Source organism: Streptomyces sp. 184 (genome assembly GCF_045781775.1).
Classification (GTDB): Bacteria; Actinomycetota; Actinomycetes; order Streptomycetales; family Streptomycetaceae; genus Streptomyces.
Map to the genome: position 1 here is coordinate 5,638,882 of NZ_CP123230.1, position 19,532 is coordinate 5,658,413.

Below are 19,532 nucleotides of genomic sequence, written 5' to 3' on the forward strand. Positions count from 1 at the left end.
TGTGGTGAGGTGAGGCGGCCCTAACCTACTGCCGACTTTTCTCCGAAACGTGCCGTTCTGCCCGGGAGTTCGCCCGTACGTGGGAACGCGCGAGGACGCGGAGGGACGCGTTCCCCGATCTGCTAGGGGACGTCTGCTCACGAAGCCGGGCGCGCCGCCGGTCCGGCCGTGCGCCCGGCCTCCGGCCGCTACTCGCCCGCGTTCTCCGCCGCCTCGCGTACGCGCAGCGCCCGGCCCAGGTCGTCGAGCTGGTCCTCCAGTCGCCGCCGCAGCGCCGGCACCGGCTCGCCGTGCTCCAGGCACTCCTCGCCCAGCCGCAGCGTCTCCCCGTCCACGAACCCCCGCGGGAACCCCCAGCGCCCCGCCGCCGCGGCTATGGCGGGGCCGCGGCGCGCGGCGAGCGCCGGCGTCTCGGCGAACCAGCGCGCCACGTACGGCGCCAGCACCTCGTGGTGCTCCGGCTGCCAGAAGCCGAGGGCGGTGGCGGTGAAGAGGTAGTTGGAGGGCTCGCCGCCGGCCGCGCCCCCGTCCCCGTACATCGACTCCCAGGCCGCCGCCTTCGCCTCGGCACCCGGCTGCGCGGCCAGGCACCGCGCCGCGCCCTCCTGCGCCGAGGCGCCGGGGTCGCGGGCGACCTCCGCCTCGATCCGCTCGGGGCCCGCGGCGCCGAGGACGGCGAGCCGGGCCAGGCAGCGCCAGCGCAGGTCGGGGTCGAGGACGGGGCCGCCGGGGACGGTGCCGGCGGCGAGCCAGTCGCGTACCTCGTCGGGCTGGTCGGCGGTCTCGATGAGGGTGCGTACGGCCGCGAGCCGCAGCCCGGGGTCGGCGTTCTCGTCGGTGCGGCGCAGCAGTTCGCGGCAGATGCCGTCGACGGTCGCGCGGGCCGCGGGCCGGTCCGCGTCGGGCACGTAGGTGGTGGCGAGCGGGCCGCGGGCGAAGGCCAGCACTCCCTGGACGACGGCGAGGTCGTCCTCCGCCGGCAGGTGCGCGGCGGCGGCCCGCAGGTAGTCGGCGGGCGGGAGTTCGGCGTCGCGGGCCATGTCGCGGGCGGCGTTCCACAGGACGGCCCGGCTGAGCGGGTCGGGGATGCCGGACAGGCAGCGCAGCGCGGTCTCCCAGGAGCGCTCGTCCAGGCGGATCTTGGTGTAGGTGAGGTCGCCGTCGTTGAGGAGGACGAGGTCGGGCGTCCGGCCCTCCGCGGACACGGACTTCAGCCCGAGGTCGGCGGTGAACTCGTGCTCCAGCCGCTCGCGCAGCACCATCCGGCCGGGCTCGTCGGGGACCTCGTCGTAGAGGCCGATGTCCAGCCGGTGCGGGCGGCGCCCGGCGTGCTCGACCTCCAGCACCCACACGTCGTCCTCGCCCTCCCAGGTCTCCGGCCGGAAGGTGTCGACGCCGGTGGTGCGCAGCCAGTCGTCGGCCCACTCGGGCACGTCGCGGCCGGAGGCGCGGGCCATGGACTCGATGAAGTCGGCGAGGGAGGCGTTGGCGAAGCGGTGCCGGGCGAAGTAGTCGTCGAGCCCGGCGAAGAAGTCCTTCTCGCCGATCCAGGCGACGAGTTGGCGCAGGACGCTCGCGCCCTTCGCGTACGAGATGCCGTCGAAGTTCTGGAGCGCGGAGGCGCTGTCGGCGACGCGCGGCGGGGCGACGGGGTGCGTGGAGGGGCGCTGGTCGGCGTCGTAGCCCCAGCTCTTGCGGGCGATGGCGAAGTCAGTCCAGGTGCCGGTGAAGCGGGTGGCCTCGCTGAGGATCTGGTAGCCCATGTACTCGGCGAAGGACTCGTTCAGCCAGATGTCGTCCCACCAGCGCAGCGTGACCAGGTCGCCGAACCACATGTGCGCCATCTCGTGCGCGATCACCATGGCGCGGGTCTGGCGCTCGGTGTCGGTGACGGCGGAGCGGTAGACGAACTCGTCGCGGTACGTGACCAGGCCCGGGTTCTCCATGGCGTTGGCGTTGAACTCCGGGACGAACGCCTGGTCGTAGGAGTCGAAGGGGTACGGCTCGGCGAACCGCTCGTGGTAGCGGTCGAAGCAGCGGCGGGTGATGTCGAACAGCTCGTCGGCGTCGGTGTCGAGGTGGGCGGCGAGCGAGCGGCGGCAGTGCAGGCCGAAGGGCAGCCCGGCGTGCTCGGTGTGGACGGAGTGCCAGGGTCCGGCGGCGACGGCGACGAGGTAGGTGGCCAGCGGCGGGGTGGTGGTCAGCCGCCAGCGGACGCCGGCTTCGGGATCGGCGTCGTGTTCCCTGCCGGCGCTTTCCCGACCGGCGGTGTCCTGGTGCGCGATGCCGTTGCCGAGGACGGTCCAGCCGGCGGGCGCGGTGACGGAGACGTCGAAGACGGCCTTGAGGTCGGGCTGGTCGAAGGCGGCGAAGACGCGCTGCACGTCGTCCAGGAAGAGCTGGCTGTAGACGTACGTCTCGCCGTCGGCGGGGTCCGTGAAGCGGTGCATGCCCTCACCGGTGCGCGAGTAGCGCATGGCGGCCTCGACGCGCAGTTCGTGCTCGCCCTCGCCGAGTTGCAGCGCGAGGCGGTTGTCGTCGAGCGCGCCGGTGTCCAGCTCCTGGCCGTCGAGCGTGACCCGTACCAGCTCGGCGGGCCTGACCTCGACGAACGTCTCCCCCGCCGCGTGGGCGGCGAAGGTGATGACCGTGCTGCTGTCGAAGACCTCCTCGCCGCGCGTCAGGTCGAGGTCGACGGCGTAGTGGCGGACGTCCAGAAGGCCGGCGCGGAGCTGCGCCTCGGCGCGGGTGAGTGCGGGCATGGGGCATATGCTGCCTCACCACCTGCGGGTACGACGACACCCGGGGGCGTCGAGCCTCGAACTCGCGTCCGGGGCCGGGGGCGGCCCGGAGTCGGCGGCGGCCCGGGGCCGCGCGGCTACCCTGCTCGGCGTGCCGGACAGAACCCTGGAGGCGCTGGGCCTCGCGACCGTGCCCCTGCTGGAGCCGCTGGCCTATCCGGGGCCGCCGGTGCCCGGTCCCGCGCTGCTCGCCGGCGGCCGGCTGCTGCCGCTGCGGCCCGCGCCGGGCGGGGTGGGGCGGTGGCGGGTGGCCGGGGGCGCGGCCGGTGGTCTGGACGAGGCCGGGGCCGGGGCTCTGGTCGACGGCGGTGCGGAGACGGGGCTGGACGAGGCGCTGGGGTCGCTGGGGCGGGCGCCGGTCGCGGAGCGGTTCGCGGTGCTGGCACTGGGGTCCAACGCGGCGCCGGGGCAGTTGCGCCACAAGCTCACGCACCTCGGGCTGCCCGCCGTCGTGCCGGTCACGCCGGCCACCGTGCGCGGCATCGGCGTCGGCGTCTCGGCGCACATCAGCCGGCCGGGGTACGTCGCGGCGGCCCCGTACGCGAAGGGGAGCGCGGCCTCGCGGCTGTGGGTCACGTGGCTGGACGAGGAGCAACTGCGCGCCGTGGACGGCACGGAGATGCCGAACTACGGCCGCGCGCTGCTGCCGGGCGCCGAGTTCCCGGTGCGGCTGTCCACCGGCGAGCGGCCGGCGGACACGTACGTCTACTACAACGCCCGCGGCATCCTGTCCGACGCCCACCGCCGCCCGCTGGCCCACACCGCGGACCAGCCCGCGCTCCTGACCCGCCTGCTTGCCGCCTCGACCCGCCTGCGCGACCTCCTCGGCCCGACGCCCGGCGACTGGGTCACCCGCGCGGGCGGCGACGCGGGGGTGCGGGAGGCGGGGGCGCGGATCTTCCGCGAGGAGGGCTGGCTGCTGCCGGAGGCGGTCTTCGCGGCGTACGACGCGACGCGGGGCGCCTGACCGGGAGCCCGGTGCGCGGGTCAGCGGGCCGCGGGAGGCTCCGGGGCCGCGGAGTTGGCGATGGTCTCGTGGTGGCGGATGACCTCGGCGATGATGAAGTTGAGAAGTTTCTCCGCGAATGCCGGGTCGAGCCTCGCGCTCTCCGCCAGTTCGCGGAGGCGGGTGATCTGGCGGGCCTCGCGGGCGGGGTCGGCGGGCGGCAGGTGGTGGGCTGCCTTGAGACGGCCGACCTGCTGGGTGCACTTGAAGCGTTCGGCCAGCATGTGCACGACGGCCGCGTCGATGTTGTCGATGCTTTCGCGGAGCCGGTCCAGCTCGGCTCGTACGGCGGAGTCGGGGAGGCCGTCCATGGCCGACGGGGACGTGGAGTGGTCGGTCATCGGGCCACCGTAACAGGGGCGGGCGCGTTGTCGGTGCCGCCTGTTACGTTCCTGGGTATGGCGGGATACGTGCAGGCGGGGGCGGACCGGCGGGCGATGGCCGCGGCGGCGGTGACGGTGGTGCTGTGGGCGTCGGCGTTCGTCTCGATCCGGGATACGGGCGAGCACTTCAGCCCCGGCGCACTGGCGCTCGGGCGGCTCCTGGCGGGCTCCGCCGCGCTGGCGGTGCTGCTGGCCGTGCGCCGGGAGGGCTTCCCGCCGCGGGGTGCGTGGCCGGGCATCGCGGTCTCGGGCACGCTCTGGTTCGGGGTGTACATGGTGGCGCTCAACTGGGGTGAGCAGTTGGTCGACGCGGGCACGGCCGCCATGGTCGTCAACGTCGGGCCGATGCTCGTGGCGCTGCTCAGCGGCTGGCTGCTGAAGGAGGGCTTCCCGCGGATGCTGCTGGCCGGCCTGGGGGTGTCCTTCGCGGGCGCCGTGGTGGTCGGGATATCGATGTCCGACGGGGGCAGTTCCTCGCTCGGCGGGGTGCTGCTGTGCCTGCTGGCCGCGGCGACGTACGCGAGCGGGGTCGTCAGCCAGAAGCCGGCGCTGGCGCACGCCTCGCCGCTCCAGGTCACGGCCTACGGCTGCATGACGGGCGCGGTGCTGTGCCTGCCGTTCGCCGGGCAGTTGGCGGGGCAGCTCGGCGACGCGCCGCTCTCGGCCACGGCCAACGTGGTGTATCTCGGCATCTTCCCGACGGCGCTGGCCTTCACGACGTGGGCGTACGCGCTGGCGCGGACCACGGCGGGAAAGATGGGCGCCACGACGTACGCGGTGCCGGCGCTGGTGGTGCTGATGTCCTGGGCGGCACTCGGCGAGGTGCCGGAGGTGCCGACGCTGCTGGGCGGCGCGCTGTGCCTGGCGGGGGTGGCCGTCTCGCGGCGGCGGGGCATACGCCGCGGCGGGGGCGTCGTCGCCTCGGGCGGTACGGCGTCGGCGGCCGGGGCTGCGGGGGCGGCGGGGGTCGGTGCGGCGCCGGAGGCCGGGGAGGTGGCCGCGGAGCCGGCGGGCGATGCGGCCGGGGAGTCGGCGCGGGAGGAGAAGCCGTGCTGAGCATGCCGGGCGGCGGGGGTGTGCCCGGGCCGTAGCGGGGGTCCTCCCGTGGTACTACGGCGTCGCGCGGATGCGCGCCGTGGTCGGACGATCGGCGTGCCCGCGCGGCCTAGCGTCGCCCGTATGACCATCGAAGTACGCGGCCTGACCAAGCGGTACGGCGAGAAGACCGCCGTCGACGACCTGACCTTCACCGTGCACCCGGGCACCGTGACCGGCTTCCTCGGGCCCAACGGCGCCGGCAAGTCCACCACGATGCGCCTCATCGTGGGCCTGGACGCGCCCACCCGCGGCTCCGTCACCGTGGGCGGGCGCCCGTACGCACAGCATCCGGCGCCCCTGGCGGAGATCGGGGCGCTGCTGGAGGCACGGTCGGTGCACACCGGACGCAGCGCGTACAAGCACCTCCTCGCGCTCGCCCTGACCCACGGCATCCCGCGCGGCCGGGTGGAGGAGGTGATCGAGGCGGTGGGGCTGGCCGGGGCGGCGCGCAAGCGCGCCGGCGGGTTCTCGCTGGGCATGGGGCAGCGGCTCGGCATCGCCGCCGCGCTGCTCGCCGACCCGGCGGCCGTCGTGCTCGACGAACCGGTCAACGGCCTCGACCCCGAGGGCGTGCTGTGGATCCGCAACCTGCTCAAGGAGCTGGCGGCGGAGGGCCGCACGGTGTTCGTCTCGTCGCACCTGATGAGCGAGATGGCGCTGACCGCGGAGCACCTGGTCATCGTCGGCCGCGGGCGGCTGCTCGCGGACACGACGGTGGCGGAGTTCGTACGGTCCGCGGGGCGCGACGAGGTGTCGCTGAAGTCGCCGCAGGCGGGCCTGCTGCGGGAGTTGCTGGCCGGCCCCGGTGTCACGGTCACCTCGGACGCACCGGGCGAACTGCGGGTCAGCGGCGTCGGCGCCGAGGACATCGGACTGACGGCCGCCGCGCACGCCGTGCCGCTGTTCGAGCTGACGCCGCACCGGGTGTCGCTGGAGGAGGCGTTCATGGAGCTGACCCGGGACGCCGTCGAGTTCCACGCCTCCGCCGCGGGGCGGAAGGAGGAGGTGGCCGCATGAGCACCGCGTCCCTGACCGCGCCCGGCCCGGGCGGCGCGAGCACCGGTGCCCGCGGCGCCGGCTACCGCGTGACGTACCCGCGCGTGCTGCGCTCGGAGTGGTCGAAGCTGTGGTCGCTGCGCTCGACCTGGTACTCGCTGGCCGCCGTCGTCGTGCTGGCCGTCGGCATCGGTCTGGCCATCGGCGCGACGTACACCGACGGCGGCGGCGACGGCCCCGGCGATCCCGTCGACACCACGCTGCTCGGCCTGAACTTCGGCCTGCTGATCCTGCCGGTCCTGGGCATCCTCACCACCGCGGGCGAGTGGTCGACGGGCATGGTGCGGGCCACGATGGCGGCGGTGCCGCGCCGCCTGCCGGTGCTGTGGGCCAAGGCGGCGGTGTTCGGCGCCGTGAGCTTCGTCCTGCTGCTGGCGACGGCGTTCACGACGTTCCCGCTGGCGCAGGCGTTCCTCGCCGACACTCCCATCGCCGCCGGCCTCGGGGATCCCGGGGTGACGCGGGCGCTGGTCACGACGGCCGCGGGGGCGGCTCTGATCGCCGTGCTCGGGGTGGCGGTCGGGGCGCTGCTGCGCAGCATCCCGGCGTCGATCGGGGCGTTCGTGGCCGTGCTGATGGTGGTGCCGAACGTGGCGCCGCTGCTGCCGTACGCGTGGATCGAGGACGCGGTGGCGTACACGCCGCTGGCCGCCATGGAACCGCTGGCGGCGGCCGACCCGCGGCCGGACCTGCCGGGGATCGGCGCCGCGCTCGTCAGCGTGGCCCTCTGGGCGGCGGCCGGGCTGGCGGCGGCGGGGCTGCGGCTGCGGCGTAGTGACGTCTGAGCGCCCGCGGGCGACGATGGGCCGGGAGCCGCGCGGGCCGCGGGGCCGCGGGGCCGTGACCGGGGGCCCGGCAGGCGCCGGGCGACGCGGACGGCGGGGCGGCGGGAGCAGCGGGGGCGGCGGCGATGACGGGGACGGCGGGGTCGGCGGGGATGGCGGGGATGACGCGGGAAGTGACGGCGCGGCAGGCGGCGAAGGCAACCGCGGGCGCGGGGCCCGCGCCGTCGGCCACGCACCGGATCCACGCCGCCGCGCAGCGCGTACGGGCCTTCGACAGCCGGCATCCGTGGGTGTGGGACGCCGGGCTGGCCGCCCTCGTCGCCCTCCCCGGTCTCGTCCAACTCCTCGTCGGCGAGTGGCGCGAGGAATCCCAGGCCCAGCGCGGCGTCGACCCGGCCGGCGGCCTGACGTCGGGCGAGAGCCGGGAGGAGCCGGGCGTCGACCCCGTCGAGCTGGTGTCGGTACCGGCGGCCGTGCCGTGGCTGCTCTGGGCGGGCATGGTGCTGGCGATGCCGTGGCGCCGGCGGCACCCGTTCGCGGTGTTCTGCGGCGTCGCCGCGCTGACGTTCGTCCACGACGCGTACGGCATGGCGCTCGCGTCCGTGATCGCCATCGGGGTGGCCCTGCACAACGTCGCGCTGCGGCAGCCGCTGTCGCGGCTGCTGTGGGTCGCCGCGGTCCTGGCGGTGAACATCGGCGCCGAGGCGCTGCGCGAGCCGCCGGAGAACTACCTCCGCGCGTACCTGCCGGCGGTCGCCGTCGTCGCGACCATCATCATGAGCGGCATCACCGTACGCACCAGACGCGAGTACGTCGCCTCCCTGCTGGACCGGGCCGAGCGGCTGGAGGTCGAGCGCGACCACCGGGCGCGGCTCGCCGCCGCGGCCGAACGCGCGCGGATCGCCCGCGAGATGCACGACATCGTGGCGCACAACCTCTCGGTGATCGTCGGCCTCGCGGACGGCGGCGCGTACGCGGCCCGAGGCGCCGGCCGCGCCGCGGCGAAGGGCGCCGGCGACCGGCCGCAGGACGGGGCCGCGGAGCGGCCCGCGCAGGCGCTGGAGGCGATCTCCGCCACCGGCCGGGAGGCGCTGGGCGAGCTGCGCCGGCTGCTGGGCGTGCTGCACGAGCGGGGCCCGGGGCCCGCGCACCTCGCGCCGCAGCCGGGGCTGGCCGAGCTGGAGCCGCTGCTCCAGCGGGTGCGGGAGGCGGGGCTGCCGGTGCGCTGTACGGTGCGCGGGGACTCGGGAACGCTGTCCGAGGGGCGGCAGTTGACGGTCTACCGGATCGTGCAGGAGTCGCTGACGAACACGCTGAAGCACGGGGGCGCGGGGGCGACGGCCGAGGTGCGGCTCGACTGCGCGGCGGGCGGGGTGGAGATAGCGGTGACGGACACGGGGACGCCCGCCGGGCGGAACGGCGGGGACGAGGGCAGGACCGAGGGCCGGGCCGAGGGCCGGAGCGGGGCCGGACACGTGCGGCGGGACGCAAACCACGGGAGCGGACGAGGGCCCGGGGCCGGCGGACCCGCGGCCGGGGCACCACCGCCGTACGGCGGTGGCGCGGCGGCCGGTCGCGGCGGCGGGGACACCGCGGCGCCGGCCCCGGTGGGCGGCCGGAGCGGCCACGCGCCGATCGGGCACGGGCCCCGGGCCGGAGCCGGTGGCGGCGCCGGAGGCAGGTGGCCGGACGGCGGCGGATCCACGGGTGCGGGGGCCTCCCCGTACGGCGGTGACACGGCAGGGGGCCGGGGCATCGCGGGCATGCGCGAGCGCGCCGCCGTCTACGACGGCACCCTCGCCGCGGGCCCAGCCCCGGGCGGCGGCTGGGGCGTGTACGCCACGCTGCCCCCCGCCCCGGCGGCCGAACCGCCCCCCGCCGCCGGGCGCCGTCGCAGGCCGGCCGCCCCCGGGCGGGGGCCCGGTCCCGCGCGGAGGTCCGGTCCCACGCAGGCGGACGGTCCCGTGCCGAGCGGCAACTCCTCGCCCGTACCCGGACCTGCGCACCCCGCCGCCCCCGCGCCCGGATCGCCACCCCCGCCGGCAACCGGCCCCGCACCCGCCGCCGCTCCCCCACTCCGCCCTGCCCACTCACCCACCACCCACGGCCCCGCCCCGGCCGTCGAGCCGCCCGCGCCGGAGGCGGCCCCGTGACCCGTGTGCTGATCGCCGACGATCACGCCCTCCAGCGGTTCGGGTTCCGGATGCTGCTGGAGAGCCAGGACGACATGGCCGTCGCCGGCGAGGCCGGCGGTGGCGCCGAGGCGGTGCGGCTGGTCGCGGAACTGCGGCCCGACGTCGTCCTCATGGACGTCCGCATGCCCGGCCTCGACGGCATCGAGGCCACCCGCCGCATCGCCGCCTCCGGCGGCCGTACCCGGGTGCTGATCCTCACGACGTTCGACCTCGACGAGTACGCCTTCGCCGGGCTGCGCGCCGGCGCCAGCGGGTTCCTCGTCAAGGACGCGCTGCCGGACGAACTGCTGGCCGGGATACGCGCGGTGGCCTCCGGCGAGGCGGTGGTCGCCCCGGCGCTGACCCGCCGGCTCATCGAGCGCTACGCCCACCTGCTGCCCGCCCGCGGCGAGCCCGCGCCCGCCGGGCCCGACCCCCGGCTGGCCGTGCTCACCGACCGGGAGCGGGAGGTGCTGCGGGCCGTGGCGCTGGGCTGGACGAACGGCGAGATCGCCGAGCGGATGCACCTCGCGGAGTCGACGGTCAAGACGCACATCGGCCGGATCCTCGGCAAGACCGGCGCCCGCGACCGCGTGCAGGCGGTGATCTTCGCGTACGACACCCGTCTCGTACGACCGGACTGACCCGACCGGCCCCGCCCAGGGCGTTCCGCCGCGTGCGCACCGGCCGGCCTACGGCGGCTCTCCGGACCTACGGGCCTACGCCGGCCCCCCGCCCGGCGCGCCCTCCACCACCGGCGGGTCCCCCGCGTCCGGGACCCGGTCGCTCCAGCCGCCCGGCACCGTACGCCCCTGCTGGTCGCGGAAGCGCACCGGCGCGACCCCGACCCGGCGCGTGAACAGCCGCGAGAAGTACGCCGGATCGTCGTACCCGACCCGCCGGGCGACCGCCGCGATCGGCAGCTCCGTGGCCGCCAGCAGCTCCTTCGCCCGCCCGAGCCGTATCCCCAGCAGGTAGTCCTTCGGGCTGCACCCCGCCGCCCGGCGCACCGCGGAGCGCAGTTCCGCCGTCGTCATCCCGTGCCGCGCCGCGTGCTCGGCGACGGACAGCGGCAGAAAGGCGTCGCGCGCCAGCGCGGGCAGCACCGGGTCGCCGTCCGGGGCCATGTCCGCGCGCGTCCGCCGCAGCGCCACGAGCAGCTCGTGCACGGCGGCGGACGTCTCGACCTCCAGCATGGGGTTGCCGCGGCGGGCGGCGCGCGCGATGCGGGTGACCACGGTGCGCGGGCCGGTGGCGTCGCTGAGCGGCACCACGGGCCGCTCCGGCTGGACGTAGCCCAGTTCGGTGTACGCGGCCACGGCGGACCCGGTGAAGTCGACGAACGCCTCGTCCCAGCCGGTCGCCGGGTCGGGCCCGTAGTGGTGGACGGAGCCCGGGGTGAGCCACAGCAGCGCGGGCGCCGCGACGTCCAGCACCGGCCCGTCGCCGCCCCGGAACCAGCCGCGTCCGCTGCTGATGACGACGGCGACGTGGTGGTCGAGCGTGCGCGGCCCGACGACCGGCAGGTCGCCGTACTGGAGGCCGACGCCCAGGCAGACCAGGCCGAGCTTGCGGTGCACCGGGCCGGGAGTGAAGTAGCGCATCCACGTGTGGTAGCTCATCGCCGGCCCCTCCTTGCCTCGCCGCTCCCTGCCGCGCCGCCGCCGGGCCCGCGCGCCGAGTCCAAGCACCGTCGATCTTTGTCCATGGACGGGCAGGTGGCCAGGGGGCGAGAGTATCTGCCCGGCAATCGGCGGCGAACGGCGGGAATCGGGTGCCTGAGTTCACGGTGGACGGGGACGACTTCGTGCTGGACGGGCGGCCGGTGCGGCTGCTGTCCGGGGCGATGCACTACTTCCGGGTGCACGAGGCGCAGTGGGGCCACCGGTTGGCGATGCTGCGCGCGATGGGCCTGAACTGCGTCGAGGCGTACGTCCCGTGGAACCTGCACGAGCCGCGCCCCGGCCGCTACGAGGATGTGGCGGCGGCCGGCCGCTTCATCGACGCCGCCCAGGCGGCGGGGCTGTGGGTGATCGTCCGCCCCGGCCCGTACATCTGCGCCGAGTGGGAGAACGGCGGCCTGCCGCACTGGCTGACCGGCCCGCTGGGCGCGCGGGTGCGCACGCGCGATGCGGAGTTCCTGGGCGCGGTGGACGACTGGTTCGACGCCGCGCTGCCACAGGTCGTCGCCCGGCAGGTGACGCGGGGCGGTCCGGTGCTGATGGTGCAGGTGGAGAACGAGTACGGCTCGTACGGCAGCGACCGCGCCTATCTGCGCCATCTCGCCGACGGCCTGCGGGCGCGCGGCGTGACCGTACCGCTGTTCACGGCGGACGGGCCCGAGGACCACATGCTCACCGCCGGCACGCTGCCCGGCGTGGCTGCCGGGCTGACCTTCGGCTCCGGCGCCCGGGAGGCGTTCGCGACGCTGCGCCGGCACCGGCCGGAGGGGCCGCTGATGTGCGCGGAGTTCTGGTGCGGCTGGTTCGACCACTGGGGTGAGGAGCACGTCGTACGGGAGCCCGCGGACGCGGTGGCGACGCTGGCGGAGATCCTCGGCTGCGGCGCGTCGGTGAACTTCTACATGGCGCACGGCGGCACCAGCTTCGGCGGCTGGGCGGGCGCCAACCGCGCCGGCGACCTGCACCGCGGCGCGCTCCAGCCCGACGTCACGTCGTACGACTACGGCGCGCCGGTCGACGAGTACGGGCGCGCGACTGCGAAGTTCGCGGCGTTCCGGAAGGTGCTGGCCCGGTACGCGGACGGCCCGCTCCCCGAGCCGCCGCCCGCGCCCCCGGCCCTGCCCGCGGCGGTGCCGGCGCCGGTCGACGGGTACGTGCCGGCGGCGCGGGTGCTGGCGGCGCTGGGCGGCCCGGAGGCGGAGTCCGGGGTGCCGCCGACGTTCGAGGAGCTGGACGTCGACCGCGGGCTGGTCCGCTACCGCTTCCGCGTCCCGGGCCCCCGGCGGCCGTACCCGCTGCTGGTCACCGGGCTGCGGGACGTGGCCGTCTCGTACGTGCGGGACGCGGCAGGCGAGCGGCGGATCGCGCTGGCCGGCGAGGAGGCGCCGCTCGGGGACGTGCCGGGCCCGGCCGAGGTCGAGGTGTGGGTGGAGTCCCTGGGCCGGGTCAACTACGGCCCGCGGCTGGGGGAGCCGAAGGGGATCACCGGCGGGCTGCTGCACGAGCGCCAGTACGTGCACGGCGTACGGGCCCGGGGGCTGCGCCTCGACGCCTTCGACGACGCGGAGGCGGTGGCGGCGCTCCCGTACGGCCCGCCGGACGCGGGCGACGCGGGCCTCTACCGGGCGTCCGCGGAGGTCGCCGAGCCCGGGGACGCGGCGCTGGAGCTGCCCGGCTGGGGCCGGGGCTGGGCGTGGGTGAACGGCTTCTGCCTGGGCCGCTACTGGGCCGCAGGACCGCAGCGCTCGCTGTACGTCCCGGGCCCCGTGCTGCGCACCGGCGCCAACGAGGTGCTGCTTCTGGAGCTGGTCGAGCCGGGCGGCGAGCCGCTGCTCGGCCCGCCGCCGGACTGAGCCCCGCCGGACTGAGCCCCGCCGGACCGGCCGTCGCGGGGCCGACCGCCGGACTGACCGCCGCCGCACCGGCCGCCGACGCGCCTACGCGCCTTCCGACAGCCGCGCCGGGAAGCCTCCGGTGGCCACCGGACCCCACCGCTCCGGGGTGATCCGGATCAGCGACTTGCCCTGCCGCACCATCGCCTCGCGGTACTCGTCCCAGTCCGGGTGCTCCCCGGAGATGTTGCGGAAGTACTCGACGAACGGCTCCACGTCCGCCGTCGCGTCGATGACCTCCGCGGCGCCGTCGACCTGCACCCACGGCCCGTTCCACTCGTCGGACAGCACCACGACGCCGACCCGCGGGTCCCGCCGCGCGTTGCGCGTCTTGGCCCGCTCCGGGTACGTGGACACCACGATCCGCCCCGCGTCGTCGACCCCGCAGGTCAGCGGCGACGCCTGCGGCGAGCCGTCGGCCCGCCGGGTGAGCAGCAGGGCCCGGTGCCTGGGCCGTACGAAGTCCAGCAGCCCGGCGAGGTCGACGCGGGTGTTGGTGGCGATGTTCGGACTCATGCGCTTCACGATACGTCGCCGGTGGGCGCGGGGCGCCGGCCCGTACAGTGGGCTGGAGTCGGACACCCTGGGGGTCGCCGGTGGACAGCGCGAGCGAGGTCGTGCACGGCTTTCCGCATCTGCGGACCGTGCGGTCGGCCCTGACGGCGCTGTACCGGCAGATCACGGCGGACTTCCTGCACGCCAACTTCGCGGTCAGCGTCCCCCCGGCGGACGTGGCCCTGGACGCCGACGAGGATCTGCACCTCGGCGTCCAGCGCGTGGCGCGCACGCTGGTGCAGCATCTCCAGTTGCCGGACGCGCGCATGATCGTCGGCTTCCGGGAGATGCCCGAGGCGGCGGTGGTGGAGCTGGCCGCGGGCCCGGAGTACTTCGTCGAGCTGAACCCCCGCTTCCGCGACCACCGCCGGGACATCGGCGGGGCGCTGGCGCACGAGGTGATGCACGTCTACCTGGACCGCCTCGGCCTGTCCTTCCCCGGCACCGCCGACAACGAGATCCTCACCGACACCGCGACCGCCTACCTCGGCGCGGGCTGGCTGCTCCTGGACGCCTTCCGGGAGGGCGGCGGCGCCTCGCAGCGGTTCGGCTACCTGACGCCCGAGGAGTTCGGCTACGTCGTCGCCAAGCGCGCCCTCGCCTTCGGCGAGAACCCTGAGATCTGGTTCACCAGCCCGCAGGCGTACGAGGCGTACACCGCCGGGATGCGCCTGGCCCGCCGGGACGCCCGCCGCCCGCCGCTGACGGGGAGCGGGCGCCTGGGGCGGCACCGGTACACCCGGGACCGCAGGCGGGCGCAGGAGCTGTTCGCGCGGGCGGGCGGCGGCGGGCTGACGACGACGGCCGTCCCCGTCGACGGCTACGCCTTCGAGGACGGCCCCCCGCTGCGGGTGTCGTTCCCGTGCCCCGTCTGCCACCAGCGGATCCGGGTGCCGGTGCGCGGACACGTACGGGCGCGCTGCGGGCTGTGCAAGGCGGTGCTGGAGTGCGACACGTGACCGGCCCGCCCGCCGGTACGCGCCGCGCCCTCAGCCCTTGATCGCGCCGGCCGCCAGCCCGGAGGCCAGCCGCCGCTGCACGATCACGAAGAAGATCAGCACCGGCAGCGTGATCAGCGTGGAGCTGGCCATGACCGGCCCCCACGCGGTGTCGTTCTCGCCGAAGAACTGGTAGATCCCGACGGCCGCCGTGTACTTGTCGCTGTCCTTCATGAACGTGTACGCGAAGACGAACTCGTTCCAGGCGGTGATGAACGCGAACACGCTGGTGGCCACCAGACCGGGCGCCACCAGCGGCAGCAGCACCGACCAGAACATCCGCGGCCAGGAGCAGCCGTCGATGTACGCCGCCTCCTCGACCTCCTTGGGCACGGTGGCGACGAACCCGCGCAGCGTCCAGATCGCGAACGGCAGCGACAGCGCGATGTAGACGATCGTCAGCCCGAGCAGGCTGTTGAGCATCTCGTAGTCGCGCATCTGGAGGAAGAGCGGGATGACCAGCGCCTCCAGCGGCACCATCTGCACGATCAGGATCATGATCAGCACGGAGGTGCGGAACGTGAAGCGGAAGCGCGCCACGGCCACGGCCGCGAAGAGCGACAGCGCGGCGGCGGCCAGGATGGTGCCGAGGCCGACGATCGCCGAGTTCAGCAGGTAGCGGTCGAAGTCGCCCTCGTTCCACACCCGGCTGAAGTGCTCGAACGAGATCCCGCTGGGCAGCAGGTCGGAGCCGCGCGAGGAGGCCCGCGGGTCCAGGGCCGTGCTCATCATCCAGTAGACGGGGAAGAGGGTGAAGATCAGCAGTCCCGCGACGGCGGCCGGCAGGCCGATGCGCGAGCCGATCGAGGTGCTTTTCACAGGTCCTCCTCCCCCTGCCGGAAGAGCGTGCGGATGTAGACGAGGGTGATGGCGATGAGCAGCAGCGTGAGCATCACGGCCGCGGCGGCGCCGGCCCCGTAGTCGTTCTTGGCGAACGCCTCGATGTACGAGTAGACGCCGAGGTTCATGACCTCCTCGTTGCTTCCGCTGCCGCCGGGCATGAGGAAGATCTGGGTGAAGACCTTGAAGTCCCAGATGGTGGAGAGGATGGTCACGACCAGGAAGATCGGCCGCAGCGCCGGCACGGTGATGCGCCAGAACCGCTGCCAGGCGCTCGCGCCGTCGATCATCCCGGCCTCGTACAGCTCCTTCGGCACGGTCATCAGGCCCGCGAGCACGGTGATGGCGACGAAGGGGAAGCCGTGGTGGATGACGTTCAGGGTGGCGATGGCGTAGAAGCCGAGCCGTTCGGTGAACCAGTTGGTGGTCTCCGGGTCGATCAGCCCGAGGCCGCCGGCGATCCGGCTCATCAGCCCGTCCTCCGGCGCGAACAGCCACACCCAGACGTACGTGCCGGTGACCGCCGGCATCGCCCAGGCGGCCATGATCGCGGTGGAGCAGATCACCCGCCACAGGGTGCCCAGGCGGTTCAGCAGCAGCGCGACCAGGGTGCCGAACGCCACGGTGAGGATGACGCAGGCGAACGCGAAGAACGCCGTGTTCGGCAGGACCGTGCGCCACAGCAGGTCGTTGGTGAGGAGGTCGGCGTAGTTGTCGAAGCCGGTCCAGGTGCCGACGCCGCCGCCGAACTTGACCTCGTACTCCTGGAGCGACAGCTTGCCGACCTCGATCAGCGGCCACAGCAGCAGCCCGGCGAGCACCAGGAGCGAGGGTGCCAGCAGCAGCCACGGCCGGGTCAGCGTCACCAGCCGCTTGCGGCGGCGCGCGGCGTCGGCGGAGGTGCGGCCGGGCCGCGTCGGCTCCTTGGGGGGAGCCAGCGCGGCCTCGGCGGTGAGCGATTCCTTCACGGTGTGTTCCCGTGTCCTTGTCCGGCGTGCGGTTCTACTCGGACTTGGCGAAGATGTCGTCCATCTCGCCGGCGGCCTTGTCCGCGGCCTCCTGGACGCTCTGGTCGCCCTTGAGCACGGACTGCACCAGCTTCAGCACCACCTGGCTGGCCTGGATCTCGCCGTAGGAGGTGGTCTTCGGGACGGTGGCGCCGGCCTCCAGCATCTGCTTGGCGAACGGCTCGACCAGCGGGTCGCCCTCGGCGGCGATCTTCTCCAGCTCGGTGTTGGTGCCGGGGAAGTAGTTCGTCTGCTCGGCCCACTCGGCGGCGTACTTGCCGGTGGTGGCCATCTTGACGTACTCCCAGGCCAGGTCCTTCTTGTCGCTGTCGAAGGTCGACAGGTAGGAGCCGCCGAGGAACGACGGGCTCATGCCGCCGTCCTTGCCGGGGATCGGCGCGGCGCCGAGCTTGTCCTTCAGCTCGGGGGCCTCGTCGATGAAGGTCTTGGGGGTCCAGTTGCCGGAGATCGTCATGGCGACGTTCCCCTTGGTGAACTCCTGGGCCACCTCGTCCTCGCGCCAGGTGGTGACCTTCGCCGGGGACAGGCCGTCCTTCGTCGCCAGGTCGGTGTAGAAGGTCAGGCCCTCGACGGACTCCGGCGAGTTGATGGCGGACTTCCAGGTGTCGCCGTCCTGCACGGCCGGCTCGCCGCCCGCGCCCCAGACGAAGGGCATCGCGAACATCTCGGCCCCGCCGGCGACGGGGAACGAGATCATGTCCGGCTCCTCCTTCTTCAGCGTCAGCGCGACGTCACGAAGCTCTTCCCAGGTCGTCGGGGGCTTCAGACCGTGCTTGTCGAAGATGTCCTTGCGGTAGACGAGGCCGCGCACACCGGCGTACCAGGGCATGCCGTACTGCTTGCCCTCCAGCGTGCCCGCGTCCTTCAGGCCCTCGACCAGGTCCTGGTCGAGGCCGGCCTCCTTGACCTTGTCGGTGACGTCCACCAGGCCGCCGGTCTCGGCGAACTGCGGCACCCAGGTGGTGCCGACCTCGGCGACGTCCGGCACCTGGTCAGGGCCGCCCTCGATCGCAGTGGTGAACTTGCGCTGGGCGCTCTCCCACTGCTGTTCCTCGATGTTGACCTTGGCGCCGGTCTTCTTCTCGAACTCTGCGTTCAGCTTGTCGAAGAACGGCTTGGCGTCGGGGTTGGTCCCCTTCATGATCCAGACGTCGAGGGTCTTGCCCTTGCCGTCCAGCGCGTCGCCGCCACCGCCCTCATCATCGGAGTCGCTGCCACAAGCGGCGAGCCCCAGCACCATTGCGGCGCTCACTGCGCCGATGACGAACTTCCGCATGAACCGCTCCCGCTCCTCAGTGAGCCGAACCTGAACTTGTCTAGACCAGCAGGACGGTATGGAGTGGTTTAACCAGGGTCAAGGGTGGCTTCGAGGTGATGCCGAACCGTTGTCTGAGCCGTCGCCAAAGCGTCCGTCCGACAATTGTCCGACCATTGGCGTTGCACGCTGTGCAGCCGAAACTATCATCGCCATTTTTGTGCCGCACGCCCCCGGCGTGCGACCGGGGGCGTGCGTGGAAGCGCTTGCTAGCGGCGGGTCGTCAGCCCGCGGCCGTACGGGAAGCGGTCAGCGTGCAGGCGTCGCCGTTGAGCACGGCGCGCTTCGGCGGCGAAATGTCACCCGTGTGGCTCGCCAGATAGCCCAACGAAACGCTCTCCCCCGGGTCGATCACCGCGTTGTGCGGGGCGTTGGCCGCCGTGATCATGTCACCGCCCTGGAAGAGGTCGGTGTTCCAGTCCGAGACCACGCTCTGGCCCGCCGCGAGCGGGAACTTCAGCGTCCAGCCGTCGATCGGCGTACTGCCCGTGTTGGTGATCGTCAGGTCCGCGGTCAGGCCCCCGCCCCAGGTCTTCGACGCGACGTCGAGGCGGCAGGTCGGCTGCTGCCGCTCGAAGGCGACCTTGTGCAGACCGCCGGGCAGGTCGTTGACGACGTAGAACTCGCCGTCGACCGTCTCGCCGACGTCCGTGATCTGGGTGGGGAACTGGCCGATCTCCGCCTGCCGGTAGCCGCCCTCGCCGTCCTCGCGCAGCGCCCAGACGGCGGAGGAGCAGTAGTCGGTGCCGATGTACGTGCCGCCGAGCAGGTCGGCGTACTGCTCGCCGTGGTAGACCCGGCCGCCGACGACGGCGCAGCCGCCGGTCTGCGGGGAGTAGGTGAAGACGGGGTCGGTGTAGTCGGCGTCACCGGCGCACTGGGCCTCGTCGAAGACCTCGAAGCCCTCGCGGCAGGACCAGCCGAAGTTCGCGCCGGCCTGCTCCGTACGGGCGACGTGGTCGATCTCCTCCCAGCGGCCCTGGCCGACGTCGCCTAGCCACAGCGAGCCGTCCGCCGGGTCGAAGGAGAACCGCCAGGGGTTGCGCAGCCCGTACGCCCAGATCTCCGGGCGGGCGTCCGCGACACCGGTGAACGGGTTGTCCTCGGGCACGCAGTACGGCAGGTCGCCGCAGGTCCGGCTGACGTCGATGCGCAGCAGCTTGCCGAGCAGGGTGTCGAGGCGCTGGCCGCTGTCGAACGGGTCGCCGGCGCCGCCGCCGTCGCCGATGGTCCAGTACAGGTAGCCGTCGGGGCCGAAGGCGATCGTGCCGCCGTTGTGGTTGGAGTACTCGGCGTGCTCCTGGGCGAGCAGCACCTCCAGGCCGCCGTCGTCGAGCCCGTAGCGGGCCAGGGTGATCGCGCCGTCGGGCTTCGCGCTGTAGACGACGTACAGGTCCTGCACCGCGGGGAACGCGGGGTCGGGGACGATGGCGAGCAGCCCGCGCTCGTTGCCGGACTCGTCGACGACGTCGGTGAGGTCGGCGACGAAATCCGGGGCGAGCCCGGTGTCCGGGTGGTACGCGCGGACGGTGCCGCGCTTCTCGGCGATGAACAGCCGGCCGCTGCCGTCGTCGGGCGCGGCGATGTCGATGGGGCGGCGCAGTCCGGAGGCCACCTGCGTGGTGGTCACCGCCAGCTCCTCCAGCGGTACGTCGGCGGCCGTGCCGGAACCGGTGACGGTCGGTTCGGGGGCGGCGGCAGCCGTCAGGGGGGCGAACAGGGCAAGTACTGAGGTGAGGAACAGGGGTACGGTCCAGCGTCTGAGCATGTGGACTCCTGTGCTGTGTACGGGAGTTGCATGACAGCGCACCTTCCCGGAAGGTATCCGCTACGCCCCCGCCGCACCAGACGGCATGCACCCCACCGGCCCCACCGTGCCCAGCGGACACACCGAGACGCCCGCCTCAACGGTCGGGGAG

Annotated in this window: 16 protein-coding genes; 8 read left to right on the top strand and 8 right to left on the bottom strand. The window is 74.2% G+C overall.

The annotated features are described in order from the left end of the window. Positions 1 to 188 precede the first annotated feature (188 nt). Complete coding sequence (gene pepN / locus QBL21_RS23900) at positions 189 to 2,762, bottom strand: aminopeptidase N (protein WP_407564268.1); 2,574 nt, start codon at positions 2,760 to 2,762, stop codon at positions 189 to 191. A gap of 130 nt (positions 2,763 to 2,892) precedes the next feature. On the opposite strand from pepN, the gene QBL21_RS23905 reads away from it, so the two are divergent. Continuing rightward, on the top strand, positions 2,893 to 3,768 hold the full coding sequence (locus QBL21_RS23905) for a hypothetical protein (RefSeq protein WP_407564269.1): 876 nt from the start codon (positions 2,893 to 2,895) through the stop codon (positions 3,766 to 3,768). Between the two features lie 20 nt (positions 3,769 to 3,788). On the opposite strand, the gene QBL21_RS23910 is transcribed toward QBL21_RS23905, so the two are convergent. Then, on the bottom strand, positions 3,789 to 4,148 hold the full coding sequence (locus QBL21_RS23910; protein ID WP_407564270.1) for a chorismate mutase: 360 nt from the start codon (positions 4,146 to 4,148) through the stop codon (positions 3,789 to 3,791). Between the two features lie 96 nt (positions 4,149 to 4,244). Between QBL21_RS23910 and QBL21_RS23915 the strand changes: the two genes are divergently transcribed. From QBL21_RS23915 to QBL21_RS23935, 5 genes are all read left to right on the top strand, one after another. After that, the gene (locus tag QBL21_RS23915; protein ID WP_407566536.1) at positions 4,245 to 5,246 is read left to right on the top strand and encodes a DMT family transporter; all 1,002 of its coding nucleotides are present in this window, start codon (positions 4,245 to 4,247) and stop codon (positions 5,244 to 5,246) included. Between the two features lie 123 nt (positions 5,247 to 5,369). Further along, on the top strand, positions 5,370 to 6,305 hold the full coding sequence (locus tag QBL21_RS23920) for an ABC transporter ATP-binding protein (RefSeq protein WP_407564271.1): 936 nt from the start codon (positions 5,370 to 5,372) through the stop codon (positions 6,303 to 6,305). After that, positions 6,302 to 7,129, top strand: a complete 828-nt coding sequence (locus QBL21_RS23925) for an ABC transporter permease (protein WP_407564272.1) — start codon at positions 6,302 to 6,304, stop codon at positions 7,127 to 7,129. Before QBL21_RS23920 ends, QBL21_RS23925 begins: the two co-directional genes overlap by 4 nt. A 161-nt stretch (positions 7,130 to 7,290) precedes the next feature. Further along, the gene (locus tag QBL21_RS23930) at positions 7,291 to 9,282 is read left to right on the top strand and encodes a sensor histidine kinase (protein WP_407564273.1); all 1,992 of its coding nucleotides are present in this window, start codon (positions 7,291 to 7,293) and stop codon (positions 9,280 to 9,282) included. After that, positions 9,279 to 9,947, top strand: a complete 669-nt coding sequence (locus QBL21_RS23935) for a response regulator (RefSeq protein ID WP_407564274.1) — start codon at positions 9,279 to 9,281, stop codon at positions 9,945 to 9,947. Before QBL21_RS23930 ends, QBL21_RS23935 begins: the two co-directional genes overlap by 4 nt. A 75-nt stretch (positions 9,948 to 10,022) precedes the next feature. Here the strand turns inward: QBL21_RS23935 and QBL21_RS23940 are convergent, their stop codons facing one another. After that, complete coding sequence (locus tag QBL21_RS23940; protein ID WP_407564275.1) at positions 10,023 to 10,925, bottom strand: helix-turn-helix domain-containing protein; 903 nt, start codon at positions 10,923 to 10,925, stop codon at positions 10,023 to 10,025. Positions 10,926 to 11,077: 152 nt separating this feature from the next. On the opposite strand from QBL21_RS23940, the gene QBL21_RS23945 reads away from it, so the two are divergent. Continuing rightward, positions 11,078 to 12,838, top strand: a complete 1,761-nt coding sequence (locus QBL21_RS23945; protein ID WP_407564276.1) for a glycoside hydrolase family 35 protein — start codon at positions 11,078 to 11,080, stop codon at positions 12,836 to 12,838. 84 nt (positions 12,839 to 12,922) lie between these two features. Here QBL21_RS23945 and QBL21_RS23950 read toward each other — a convergent pair whose 3' ends face one another. Beyond that, positions 12,923 to 13,393 (bottom strand): PPOX class F420-dependent oxidoreductase, encoded by a 471-nt coding sequence (locus QBL21_RS23950; RefSeq protein WP_407564277.1) that lies wholly within the window; start codon positions 13,391 to 13,393, stop codon positions 12,923 to 12,925. Between the two features lie 80 nt (positions 13,394 to 13,473). On the opposite strand from QBL21_RS23950, the gene QBL21_RS23955 reads away from it, so the two are divergent. Continuing rightward, positions 13,474 to 14,391, top strand: a complete 918-nt coding sequence (locus QBL21_RS23955) for a hypothetical protein (RefSeq protein WP_407564278.1) — start codon at positions 13,474 to 13,476, stop codon at positions 14,389 to 14,391. A gap of 30 nt (positions 14,392 to 14,421) precedes the next feature. On the opposite strand, the gene QBL21_RS23960 is transcribed toward QBL21_RS23955, so the two are convergent. The 4 genes from QBL21_RS23960 to QBL21_RS23975 form a co-directional block, all read right to left on the bottom strand. Beyond that, positions 14,422 to 15,249 (bottom strand): carbohydrate ABC transporter permease, encoded by an 828-nt coding sequence (locus tag QBL21_RS23960; protein ID WP_407564279.1) that lies wholly within the window; start codon positions 15,247 to 15,249, stop codon positions 14,422 to 14,424. Further along, on the bottom strand, positions 15,246 to 16,238 hold the full coding sequence (locus QBL21_RS23965) for a carbohydrate ABC transporter permease (protein WP_407564280.1): 993 nt from the start codon (positions 16,236 to 16,238) through the stop codon (positions 15,246 to 15,248). The genes QBL21_RS23960 and QBL21_RS23965 overlap by 4 nt, the downstream gene beginning before the upstream one ends. A 34-nt stretch (positions 16,239 to 16,272) precedes the next feature. After that, the gene (locus QBL21_RS23970; protein WP_407564281.1) at positions 16,273 to 17,574 is read right to left on the bottom strand and encodes a sugar ABC transporter substrate-binding protein; all 1,302 of its coding nucleotides are present in this window, start codon (positions 17,572 to 17,574) and stop codon (positions 16,273 to 16,275) included. A gap of 262 nt (positions 17,575 to 17,836) precedes the next feature. Further along, on the bottom strand, positions 17,837 to 19,381 hold the full coding sequence (locus tag QBL21_RS23975; RefSeq protein ID WP_407564282.1) for a PQQ-dependent sugar dehydrogenase: 1,545 nt from the start codon (positions 19,379 to 19,381) through the stop codon (positions 17,837 to 17,839). Positions 19,382 to 19,532 lie beyond the last annotated feature (151 nt).